This is a genomic window from Pseudomonas sp. 9.1(2019) (assembly GCF_009910445.1).
Classification (GTDB): domain Bacteria; phylum Pseudomonadota; class Gammaproteobacteria; order Pseudomonadales; family Pseudomonadaceae; genus Aquipseudomonas; species Aquipseudomonas paraversuta.
Window position 1 is genome coordinate 163,733 of record NZ_VBWF01000002.1, and the last position, 11,532, is coordinate 175,264.

At 60.4% G+C, this 11,532-nt stretch carries 11 protein-coding genes; 5 read left to right on the forward strand and 6 right to left on the reverse strand.

Annotated elements, in window-relative coordinates; all coding sequences use genetic code 11:
* Positions 1 to 12: 12 nt before the first annotated feature.
* Entirely contained in the window at positions 13 to 624 is a 612-nt protein-coding gene (locus tag FEZ21_RS01490) for a trimeric intracellular cation channel family protein (RefSeq protein WP_003439018.1), read from the reverse strand.
* An 88-nt stretch (positions 625 to 712) separates the two neighbouring features.
* A complete protein-coding gene (orn, locus tag FEZ21_RS01495; RefSeq protein ID WP_003439017.1) occupies positions 713 to 1,255 on the reverse strand; it encodes an oligoribonuclease in 543 nt (180 codons plus the stop codon).
* Between the two features lie 106 nt (positions 1,256 to 1,361).
* On the opposite strand from orn, the gene rsgA reads away from it, so the two are divergent.
* Positions 1,362 to 2,393, forward strand: coding sequence for a small ribosomal subunit biogenesis GTPase RsgA (gene rsgA, locus FEZ21_RS01500; protein ID WP_127195735.1), 1,032 nt, complete (start codon positions 1,362 to 1,364; stop codon positions 2,391 to 2,393).
* A 45-nt stretch (positions 2,394 to 2,438) separates the two neighbouring features.
* Here the strand turns inward: rsgA and motB are convergent, their stop codons facing one another.
* Entirely contained in the window at positions 2,439 to 3,434 is a 996-nt protein-coding gene (motB, locus tag FEZ21_RS01505) for a flagellar motor protein MotB (protein WP_003439010.1), read from the reverse strand.
* Positions 3,435 to 3,437: 3 nt separating this feature from the next.
* Positions 3,438 to 4,289 (reverse strand): flagellar motor stator protein MotA, encoded by an 852-nt coding sequence (motA, locus tag FEZ21_RS01510; RefSeq protein ID WP_003438996.1) that lies wholly within the window; start codon positions 4,287 to 4,289, stop codon positions 3,438 to 3,440.
* Positions 4,290 to 4,453: 164 nt separating this feature from the next.
* On the opposite strand from motA, the gene FEZ21_RS01515 reads away from it, so the two are divergent.
* The 3 genes from FEZ21_RS01515 to asd are packed head-to-tail and all read left to right on the forward strand — an operon-like array spanning position 4,454 to position 7,737.
* On the forward strand, positions 4,454 to 5,989 hold the full coding sequence (locus FEZ21_RS01515; protein ID WP_160626289.1) for an HDOD domain-containing protein: 1,536 nt from the start codon (positions 4,454 to 4,456) through the stop codon (positions 5,987 to 5,989).
* A gap of 44 nt (positions 5,990 to 6,033) precedes the next feature.
* A complete protein-coding gene (locus tag FEZ21_RS01520) occupies positions 6,034 to 6,861 on the forward strand; it encodes a rhodanese-like domain-containing protein (protein ID WP_010656256.1) in 828 nt (275 codons plus the stop codon).
* Between the two features lie 9 nt (positions 6,862 to 6,870).
* Entirely contained in the window at positions 6,871 to 7,737 is an 867-nt protein-coding gene (asd, locus tag FEZ21_RS01525) for an archaetidylserine decarboxylase (RefSeq protein ID WP_003438984.1), read from the forward strand.
* Positions 7,738 to 7,803: 66 nt separating this feature from the next.
* Here the strand turns inward: asd and serB are convergent, their stop codons facing one another.
* Positions 7,804 to 9,018 (reverse strand): phosphoserine phosphatase SerB, encoded by a 1,215-nt coding sequence (serB, locus tag FEZ21_RS01530; RefSeq protein WP_003438982.1) that lies wholly within the window; start codon positions 9,016 to 9,018, stop codon positions 7,804 to 7,806.
* Positions 9,019 to 9,150: 132 nt separating this feature from the next.
* On the opposite strand from serB, the gene FEZ21_RS01535 reads away from it, so the two are divergent.
* Positions 9,151 to 10,689 (forward strand): AhpA/YtjB family protein, encoded by a 1,539-nt coding sequence (locus tag FEZ21_RS01535; protein WP_003438981.1) that lies wholly within the window; start codon positions 9,151 to 9,153, stop codon positions 10,687 to 10,689.
* Positions 10,690 to 10,822: 133 nt separating this feature from the next.
* Here the strand turns inward: FEZ21_RS01535 and FEZ21_RS01540 are convergent, their stop codons facing one another.
* Complete coding sequence (locus tag FEZ21_RS01540) at positions 10,823 to 11,527, reverse strand: membrane integrity-associated transporter subunit PqiC (RefSeq protein WP_003438979.1); 705 nt, start codon at positions 11,525 to 11,527, stop codon at positions 10,823 to 10,825.
* Positions 11,528 to 11,532 lie beyond the last annotated feature (5 nt).

Genomic DNA, 11,532 nt, shown 5'->3' on the forward strand with positions numbered 1-11,532 from the left:
GGCAACACTGACTCAGTGCTCGTCGTTGTACACGAACTTGGGCATTTCCCAGTTGAAGCGAATCGCCAGCAAGCGCAGCAACAGCCCACCGAACAAGGTGACGAAAATCGCCTGATCGTTGGGCATCTGCAGATAGGTACAGAGCAAGAAACACCATGCCGCCGCAAACGACACGCTGGCATACAGCTCACGGCGGAAGATCAACGGAATATCGTTACAGAAGATATCCCGCAGGATCCCGCCGAACACCCCGGTAATCACACCGCTCACCGAAGCGACCAGCATGCCCTGGCCCATTTCCAGCGCAGTCATGCAGCCGATCAGGGTGAACGCCACCAGCCCCAGCGCGTCGAGCACCAAAAACAATGAGCGCAAATGGCGCATCAACGGCGCGATAAAAATCGTCACCAGCGCGGCAAAGGTGGTGAGCACCAGGTATTCCGGATGCTTGACCCAGGTTAACGGGTAATGTCCCAGTAGCACGTCGCGTACCGACCCGCCGCCCAGGGCGGTGACGCAGGCAATCAGCACCACCCCGAACCAGTCCATGCCGCGGCGGCCGGCAGACAGCGCGCCGGTCATGGCCTCGGCAGTAATGGCAACTAAATAGAGCATCAGCAACATGGCAGCGATCCTTGCAATAAGGCGCGCAGTCTACTCATTTGCTTCAAGCACCAATAGAGGGCAGCAAACACCCCCTGCTGTAGCGGGCTTAGAACTTGATGAAGTGCTTGCGGTAGTGCTGCAGCTCGGCAATCGACTCGCGAATGTCGTCCAGTGCCAGGTGCGTGCCTTTTTTCACCAGGCTGTCGCGCACTTCCGGAGCCCAGCGGGCAACCAGCTCTTTAAGGGTCGAGACGTCGAGATTGCGGTAGTGGAAGTAGCTTTCGAGGGTTTTCATATGGGTGTACAAAAAGCGCCGGTCCTGACAGATGCTGTTGCCACAGATCGGTGATTTGCCTTTAGGCACCCACTGTTCCAGAAAGGCGATGGTCTGCGCTTCGGCCTGGGCCATGGTGGTGGTACTGTCCTTGACCCGCTGGGTCAGGCCGCTGCCACCGTGGGTGCGAGTGTTCCATTCGTCCATGCGCGCCAGCACTGCATCGCTGTGATGGATCGCGATAACCGGACCTTCAGCCAGGGTGTTGAGATTGCTGTCGGTAACAATGGTGGCCATTTCAATAATGACGTCGTTATCAGGATCCAGACCGGTCATTTCCAGGTCGATCCAGATCAGGTTCTGCGCGTTGTTCATAAATGGCTCCTGGGCTTAGTCGCGCAGTTTAGCTTAGGCATGCAGCCCACGTGCTAAACTCGCCAGCGTTTTACCCTCCTTATCGTTTTATCAACACGGAACACCCATGGCCAAACGCCAGCTCAATCGTCGCCAAAACTGGCGCATCGAAAAGATCCAGGGCGAGCGCGCTGCACGCGCCGCCAAACGTGAATCCAGTGCCGTCGAAGCGCTTGAAGGCGGCGACCTTGGCGCCGAACAACTCGGCCTGGTGATCGCGCACTTTGGTGTGCAGGTCGAAGTCGAAGCCCAGGAAGGCGAGCTGAAAGGCCAGATGTTCCGTTGCCACTTGCGCGCCAACCTGCCCGCACTGGTCACCGGTGACACAGTCGTATGGCGTGCAGGCAACCAGGGCATCGGCGTTATCGTCGCCCAACTGCCGCGCAAAACCGAACTGTGCCGCCCTGACAGCCGTGGCCAGCTCAAGCCGGTGGCTGCCAACGTCGACATGATCGTCATCGTGTTCGCCCCGATGCCCGAGCCACACGCCAACCTGATCGACCGCTACCTGGTAGCCGCCGAGCACGCCGGCATTCGTCCGCTGTTGCTGCTCAACAAAGCCGACCTGATCGACGATCAAAATGCTCCGGCACTGAATGCCTTGCTGGCGGTGTATCGCCAGCTGGGCTACCCGGTACTGGAAGTATCGGCCCATCACGGCGACGGCATGGAGCAGTTGCAAGCGCAACTGGACGGCCATATCAGCGTGTTTGTGGGTCAGTCGGGCGTGGGCAAGTCGTCCTTGGTCAACAGCCTGCTGCCTGAGGTCAACCTGCGGGTCGGGCCATTGTCCGAAGTGTCGGGCCAGGGTACGCACACCACCACCACCGCGCGCCTGTTCCACTTTCCCGGCGGCGGCGATCTGATCGACTCCCCGGGCATTCGCGAATTCGGTCTGGGCCACGTGAGCCGGGCTGATGTTGAAGCGGGCTTTATCGAGTTCAACGACCTGATCGGCCGCTGCCGCTTCCGCGACTGCAAGCACGACCGCGAGCCGGGCTGTGCATTGCTGATGGCACTGGAAGATGGCCGCGTACAGCAGCAACGCATGAACAGCTATCGCTCGATCATTGCCAGCCTGCCCGAGTCAAGCTACTAACCCCGCCAACCCTGCAGGCGCGAGCTGCAAGCACGCTCCTGCAGGTCAGGGTCTGGCTGGATCCGGCACTTTATCGTCGAAGAGGTTGAGCTTCTGACGCGGTTCATGGGCCGGCATCGGCTGCTGATCCGCTGGCAAGGCCGTCGGATCTATCGGCGCCTTGGGCAGCTCTTGTGCCTTGACCGGCTCAATGCCCTGCTCACCCTCAATCGCTTGTTGCGCCTTCCTGGTCAGGACCACGATGTCGATACGGCGGTTGACCGGATTGGTCGGGTTGGCCTTGTCAAACAGCACCGATGAGGCATAACCCACTACCCGCGCCACCTGGTTCTGCGGGTAGCTACCGACCACAAGTGCGCGCCGGGCCGCATTGGCACGGTTGGACGACAACTCCCAATTGCCGAAATCACCACTGCCGGCATAAGGCGTGGCATCCGTATGACCGCTGATACTGATCTTGTTGGGCACTGCTTTGATGGTGTCAGCCAGGGCCAGCAAGATATCTTCGAAGTACGGCTTGAGCCGCGCACTGCCGACGTCGAACATCGGCCTGTTTTCGGCATCCATGATCTGGATCCGCAGACCGTCCGGGGTGATTTCAAACAGCAGCTGGTCCTTGAACTTGCGCAATTGCGGGTTTTCTTCGACCTTGTTCTGCAACTCCTGAAGCAGCAGCTCAAGACGCTCTTTCTCTATTTGCTCCGCCACGCTTTCAGCCTGATCGGAATCGACCTCAACCTTGTCGGGCTGGGGCTGCATCTGTTCTTCGGGGTTGAGTGTTTTGTCCGGCGCCAGCGCTGGGGTGCCGCCCAGGTCGATGGTGTAGGGCGTGCCGCTGTCACTGAACCCGATCGGGTCCTTGAAGTAGCCGCCGATGGCGATTTTTTGTTCCGGCGTGGCGGCTGTCATCAGCCACATCACCAGAAAGAACGCCATCATTGCCGTAGCGAAGTCCGCGAAGGCAATTTTCCAGGCGCCGCCGTGATGACCCGAAGCGTAGCGCTTGACGCGCTTGATGATGATCGGCTGATTGTTTTCCATAAATCAGCGACCGCGAACCACTTGTTCCAGCTCGGCAAAGCTCGGCCGGTGTTTGGGATACAACACTTTGCGCCCGAACTCGACCGCCAGCGACGGCGGCATACCGGAGGCCGATGCCACCAGTGAGGCCTTGATCGACTCGTAAATGTTGAGCTCCTCTTTGGCATCGTGCGCCAGCGCTGTGGCCAGCGGGCCAAAGAAACCATAGGCCGCCAGAATACCGAAGAATGTGCCCACCAACGCCGCACCTACGTGCTGGCCAATGGCAGCCTGATCACCCTCCCCCAAGGAAGCCATGGTCACCACGATCCCCAGAACCGCCGCCACGATACCGAAACCCGGCATGCCGTCGGCAATCCCGTTGACGGCGTGGGAGGGATGCTCCAGCTCTTCCTTGAGGTTGAACAACTCCATGTCGAACAGCCCTTCAAGCTCGTGGGGCGCCATGTTGCCCGACGACATGATGCGCAGGTAATCACAGACAAAGGCTGTCATGCGCTCGTCTTTGAGCACAGTGGGGTACTTGGCGAAGATAGGACTGGCCGCCGCATCCTCAATATCGGCCTCAATGGCCATCATGCCTTCGCGACGGCTTTTATTGAGAATCTCGTAAATCAGGCCCAGCACTTCCAGATAAAAAGTGTGGGTAAAACGCGAGCCGAACATACCCAGTGATTTTTTGATCACGTGCATGGTCATGTAACCGGGATTGGCCTGCAGGAATGCACCGAACGCCGCCCCGCCAATAATCAGGACCTCGAACGGCTGAATCAGCGCCCCGATCTTGCCGTGGGAAAGCACGTACCCGCCGAGTACGCTCGCGAATACAACGATGATGCCGATAATTTTAGCCATAGATATAAAAGTACTTATTGAGTCGGGTTCAAGGTCATATTCAAGCGCGGTGAAACTCTACTTCTCCTTATCGGCAAATCTGCGCCAGACTATAGCCGGTAAAGGCGAAAAGCCGTTCAGCCCTTTTGGCGCGAGTAACAAATTGATGATGACCAGCTCCCATCATGACCAGTGAAACCACCAGCCCGACCTCAACACCTGCAACCCTGGATGCCTGGGTCGAGCGGCTCAACGCCGCCCGCTTGCCAATCCCGCAGCATAGCCATGGGCTGGTGTGCAAAGCCCTCAACGACAATCGCCGCTCATTGCGCGAGATTGCCGAGCTGATACAAGACAGCCCGGCACTGGCCCTGACCCTGATTCGCGAAGCCAACCAGCACCTGCAAAGCAGCCTGAGCGAACCGGCCGAGAGCCTGGAAGTGGCCATCAACCGACTGGGCCTGCAACGTACCCAGAGATTGCTTGAGCACATGAACACCCTGAGCCAGGAAGAAATCCCCCCGGGGTTCCGGCAAATCCAGCTCATCAGCCAGCACGCGGCGCAACAGGCCGTCGGCCTGTTCGGCAATCGTCTGGCGCGGCTGTGGCAAGAAATCTACTGGGGCAGCCTGCTGTTTCTCTCACCCTTGTGGGCTTTGGCGCTGACCCATCCAGAACTGCTCGAAGAATGGGAACAGCGGGTCATCCACAAAGGCGAGCGCGCCAGTGACGTCGAGCAAGAGCTGTTCGGTGTACGGCTGTTCGATATCTGCCGGGCGCTGGCGCAATTGTGGCGCCTGCCGGCATGGGTGCTACAGGGTTATACGGTCATCATTGAAGAGCAGCGCACCCTGGTCAGCGTGCTGCACATCGCCCGCAACAACCATGACGGGTTACGCCAGCAACAACGACTGGACGCCGATCCGGCACTGCGGCGCTGGCTCAATCACCCCGCCAATAGCGTGCTGCTGGCCAATGCTCTGGCGCTGTCGGCGCAATCGGGCTGGGATACCCCGCACAATGTGCGCTGGCAGTTGCTCACCGCGCTGTACCTGCAGACAACCCTGGATGAAGTGCAGCAGCTGGTTCACCAAAACGCCGCAAGCAGCGCCCGCTATCACTCGGTGCCCGACCTGTGGCACCCGGCCCAAGCGCTGCTATGGCCGTGGGACAGCCGCCGCAGCAGTCCCGGCCAGCCTGCCGCGCCACCCTCTGCCGAGGCGCTGGCCACATGGCGCAAGCTGTGCGGACAATTGCTGGCAGAGCCGAGCACCTTCGCCAACGCAATGCACCTGACCACCTGCGCTCGCGACGCCCTGCTGGCGTGCGGCATGCGCCGGGTGATGCTGCTGATGGCCGACAAGAGCGCAACCACACTGCGAGTTTTCCAGATATCCGGACTGCCGAAAGCAGCCTTCGACATGAGCTTTACCGTCAGTGAAAGCACCGCCTTGCAACGCTTGATGACGCAACCGGCGCAAGTTCGCCTGACGCCGGAAAACAACGCGACGATTTCTGCGGTCATGCCCGCCAACCTGCGCCAGCTGTTCCCCGGCGAGCATCTGCTGCTACGCTCGCTGGGCAACAGTGGCCGCGTCGTGATGCTGATACTGGCGGACCAGGGTGGCGGCCCGTTTTCCGAGACCAGCGTGCAAGCATTTGGCAAAACCGCGCAATGCATCGAGAAAGCCCTGAATAGCTTTAGCACGCGCGGGCGCTAGCCCTTGCGCTACAATCCCTCCTTTTTTCGCTCTGGAGACCTCACATGCCTGACTTCTCTGGTTTGCCGTTGGTCATTGAGCCCGGCGACCTGCTCGCACGGCTCGATAACCCCGAACTGATTGTGGTCGACCTGACCAGCGTCGCACGCTACGAGTCCGGGCATATTCCGGGCGCCCGTTTCGTCGACCCCAAACGCACCCAGCTGGGCCAGCCCCCGGCACCCGGCCTGCTGCCGGGCCAGGCTTCTCTGGAGGCGCTGTTCGGCGAACTGGGGCACAACCCCGACGCGGTCTACGTGGTGTATGACGACGAAGGCGGCGGTTGGGCCGGCCGTTTTATCTGGTTGCTCGACGTGATCGGACACAAGGCTTACCACTATCTGGATGGCGGCATTCACGCCTGGGTCGCGGAAGGTTGCCCGGTGTCGAGCGCTGTGCCGCCTGCAGTCGGTGGCCCGTTGCCGCTGACGTTGCACGACGCCCCCACTGCCACCCGCGAGTACCTGCAAAGTCGCCTGGGCGCGGCTGACCTGGCAATTTGGGATGCGCGCAGCCCCGCCGAATACGCCGGTGAAAAAGTGCTGGCGGCCAAAGGCGGGCACATCCCGGGCGCGAAAAACTTCGAATGGACCGCCGGCATGGATAAAAGCCGCAGCCTGCGCATTCGTACCGACATGGCGCAGATCCTCAAGGACCTGGGCATCACCCCGGACAAAGAAGTGATTACCCACTGCCAGACCCACCACCGCTCTGGCTTTACCTATCTCGTCGCCAAATCGCTCGGTTATCCGCGCGTCAAAGGCTACGCCGGCTCCTGGGGCGAATGGGGCAACCACCCCGACACCCCCGTCGAGCTGCCTGTCAAAAACTAAGGACCTGCAATGAAAAAGCGTCTGTTTCTCCTGAGCCAGTACCTGTTGCCGCATCACCTGCTGTCGCGTCTGGCCGGCTGCATTGCCGAGTGCCGCGTGCGCTGGTTCAAGAATGCGTTCACCACCTGGTTCGCCAAGCGTTATCAAGTGGACATGTCCCAGGCCCTGGTTGAAGACGTTACTGCTTACGAGCACTTCAACGCCTTCTTCACCCGCGCCCTGAAAGACGGTGCCCGCCCGCTGGATCAAACGCCGGGCGCAGTGCTGAGCCCGGCCGATGGTGCAGTCAGCCAGCTCGGCCCGATCGAGCACGGCCGGGTGTTCCAGGCCAAAGGTCATAGCTACAGCGTGCTGGAACTGGTCGGCGGTGATGCTGCGGTTGCGGCTCAATTCATGGGCGGCGAGTTTGCCACCATTTACCTGTCGCCCAAGGACTACCACCGTGTGCACATGCCACTGGCCGGTACTCTGCGCGAAATGATCTACGTTCCGGGCCGCCTGTTTTCGGTTAACCAGACCACGGCCGAAAACGTGCCGGAGCTGTTTGCCCGCAACGAGCGCGCGGTGTGTATTTTTGATACCGAGCGCGGCCCGATGGCCGTGGTATTGGTGGGTGCCATGATCGTGGCATCGATTGAAACCGTGTTTGCCGGTCTGGTGACGCCACCTAAACGCGAGCTGAAAACTTTCCGCTACGACGAAGCTGCCCGTGCGCCGATCCATCTGGAAAAAGGTGCCGAACTGGGGCGCTTCAAGCTGGGTTCTACTGCGATCGTGCTGTTCGGGCCAGAACAGATCAAATGGGCTGAAAGCCTGACGGCGGGTTCGCCGGTGATGATGGGGCAGGCCATTGGTGGCCCGGCCAACGCCGAATAACACTGAGCCCCGCCCTTGCTCGCGATCTTGAAAGCTCGCGAGCAAGGGCGCTGCTGCAGGGTCTGGCTAGCCCTGGCTGTTACGGTCGCGCTGACCCAGCAGGTACAGCACGGCATCCAGACCCAGGGTCGAAATGGCATGTCTGGCTGACTGTTTAACCAGCGGCTTGGCACGGAATGCGACACCCAGCCCGGCAATTGCCAGCATTGGCAAGTCGTTGGCGCCATCACCGACCGCAATGGTCTGCTCCAGTACCAACCCTTCCTTTATTGTCAGCTCTCGCAGCAAATCGGCTTTGCGCTGTGCATCGACAATCGGCTCAACCGCCACCCCGGTGACTTTTCCATCCACTACTTGCAGCTCGTTGGCGAACACGTAGTCGATACCCAGCTTTTCCTGCAATTGCTTGGCGAAGTAGGTAAAGCCGCCGGACAGAATGGCGGTTTTGTAGCCCAGGCGCTTGAGCTCTGCGAACAGCACTTCGGTGCCCTCGGTCAACCGCAGCGAGGCGCCGATGGAGTCCAGCACGCTGACGTCCAAACCTTTAAGCAGCGCCATGCGCTCCTTGAAACTGGCCTTGAAATCCAGCTCACCGGCCATGGCCCGCTCGGTAATGGCCGATACCTGCTCGCCCACACCCGCAGCCTTTGCCAGCTCGTCGATGACTTCGGCCTGGATCAGGGTCGAGTCCATATCAAATACGGCAAGGCGGCGATGGCGACGGAACAGGGTGTCCTCCTGCAAGGCAATGTCGACATTGAGTTCTTGCGCCAGGTTAAAGAATGCTTCACGCAACGCCTGGAGGTCGGTCGGCTCACCGCAGACGCGCAACTCGATGCAGCTCTTGCTCAACTGCGTCGGCGCATCCAGCGGCACACGACCGGACAGACGATCCGTCTGCTCGATGTTCAGCCCGTGCTGGCTGATTACCGATGTCACCTGTTGCAGTTCATGGGCCGTGACCTGGCGGCTCATCAATGTCACCACATGACGCTGGCGGCTCTGCTCGTTGACCCAGCGCTGGTAGTGCTCCTCGGAGATCGGGTCGAAGCGCAGTTGCAGGCCTTCTTTGGCGATCAGGGGCTGCAGGTCTTTAAGTACCGCCGACACCTGCTCCGCTTGCGGAATTTCAACCAGAAAACCCAACGACAAAACGCCATGAATGACGGCCTGACCGATGTCGAGAATGTTCACCCCATTGCTGGCCAGTACGCCGGTAATGGCCGCAGTGAGACCCGGACGGTCCTCACCCGTGATGTTTATCAGGACGATTTCGCGCAAGGCACACCCCCATTCACTAAAAAAACCGCATTCTACCTACTTTCAGTGACCATCGGGCATCGCCAAGGCTTTGCCGCCTCGAGGCCGCTCGTTATACTGCGCTCCAACTTAACGGACTAAGAGCCGCGCTCAGTGAACCGGCCATTGCCTGTCAAAAACGATAATTTCTTCCTGCTGATCTTCCGGGCCTTGCGCGATCGTCGCGTGCCGATTGCTCTGCGTATCGCCACCCACAACGTGATTCTGGTCGCGCTGGCGCTGGTCATATATGCCGTGGTGATGGGCCTGCAATTCAAACAGGCCATGCACGAACAAGCCGATGCACTGGGTCAGAGCCTGACCACCCAAACAGCCACCTCGGCCACCGAGTTGCTGGTGTCCAACGACATTCTCAGCCTCAACGTGCTGCTCAATAACCTGACCAAAAACCCCCTGGTTGCGCACGCCGCTATTTATAGCGTCGATAACCGCATCCTCGCCGAAGCCGGGCAACGTCCAAAAAACAGCCTGCTGGGCGAAACCGAGGGCGTGTACCAGACCAAAATCACCTTTCAGGATGTAACGGCCGGGCATCTGCGCATTAGCCTGGACATGAACCAGTTCGAGCAGCCGATGACCATCAGCCTGCAGAGCATGGGCATCTTGAGTGCAATTCTGCTCGCACTGGCGCTGGCTTTGAGCCTGCGTCTGGGCCGCCATATCACCACCCCCCTGTTGCAGCTGCGGGTCTGGCTGCGCGAACCGGACCCTTACACCCCGGCAACGACCCGCCAGGATGAAATCGGTGATCTGGCGCGCCAGCTTCACAGCCGACTGGCCCCCCCGGCTCCAGAGCCGGAACCAGAGCCAGAACCGGAAGACGACTACGACGACAGCGATTACGAAGCCGCCGAAGACAACGAGCCGACCTTCGAAGTACGCAACCTGAGCGATCCGGCTTTCGATGAAGCACCGGCTGCGCCTGCCCCTAAAGCGGCACCCCGGCAAGTGATCAGCACCGAAGAAGACGAGGGTGAAGAAGACCCGTTCGCGGACCTGCGCGACACCGGTACAACCGCGGTTGCTCCCAAAGCCGTGGCCAAAGCCGTGCCGACCTCACCGCAACCAAGCGCGGTACTGGCAGTCCAGCTGGGGGCGCAAGAACAGCTGCGGCGCCTGCCCCGTGCCCGCCTGATGGAATTGCTTGAACGCTATCGCGACTGCCTGAACCAGGCGGCGTCGCTGTACCAGAGCGAGCTGCACACGTTGAACGATGGCAGCACCCTGATGCTGTTCCATAGCGAAGACAGCGGCGACGACTACCTGACCAACGCCATCTGCTGTGGCGAATTGCTGCGGGCCCTGGGCCACGCTCTGCAGATCGAAGTTGCCGACAGCGGCATCACCCTGCAATTGCAGCTGGGTCTGGTGCTGGGCGAAGGGCTGAACGGCCTGAGCCAGATTGATCTGCTGCTGACCGAAACCGCCCAGGACGCCCTGGCATTGTCGCAACACAGCCGCAACCTGCTGCTGGTGGAGCGCAAAATCAGCGATGACCCGCTGATTCGTCAACGCGCCCGCATCCGCCCTATCGCCAGCCCCGAAGGCGCCTGCTGCGTTGAGCGGCTGATGGAGCCCTACCCGTCCATGCTCGAACGCCAGCTGGCCCGGATGCATGAGAACCGCGGCTAAAGGCCATACCCTGCAGGAGCGAGCCGGGCGCTGAAACAGCTCGCTAGCAAGCCGGCTCCTGCAAAGGCCGGGCAATAAAAAACGCCGCTTTCCCAGTGCTGGGCAAGCGGCGTTTTTTATTGTGTGAACTGACTCAGAAGCGGAACACTTCCATGTCCGTGCGTATCGGTGAAGCCATCGGAATTCTCGGCTTCTCCGTTTGCTTGGGGGCCGGCCTGGCTTCGGGCTTGCGCAACTCAACCAGCGGCGGCTGGTTGGCCAGCGGTTCCAGGGCCGCCGCCAATTGTTTGCTCAACTGTTGCAACAACTCGCCCTGAGCCTTGACCTGAGCGGCCGTGCTGCCGTCGTGCTGCTGTTCCAGATGAACCATGCGGTTATCCCGTACCTGGCCGCGCCGGTCGATCAAGCGCCATTGCGCGTCGAGAATTGCCGGCTGGCTCTCTCCGGAATCCAGGCGGGTGATCGACAGCAGCACTTGCACGTCCGGACTGAAGCCCGAAGGGGCCGGTGCCAGCACTACTCGCTGACTGTCCAGACGCCAGGCCACCTGACGCAGCAGCAACTGATCGATGTCTGACGACAGGCTGCCGGCCCAACGACCATCGGTGGCCGCACTCAGGCTGCCATCCGGCTGACGTTGCAGCAACGTTTCGCGTTGCAGGTAATCGGCCACAGTCACCGGGCCAAGTACCACAGCCATGCCCGCACTTTGCTTGGGCTGGCCGGGGGTGCCACTGTCCAGTTGGTACAAAGCCGCTGGCTGGTGCGTGCTGCACCCCGCCAGGCCGAGCACACCGGTCAGTAGCGCAATTAAAGGAAGACGTAGAACGTTCATCATTCCAT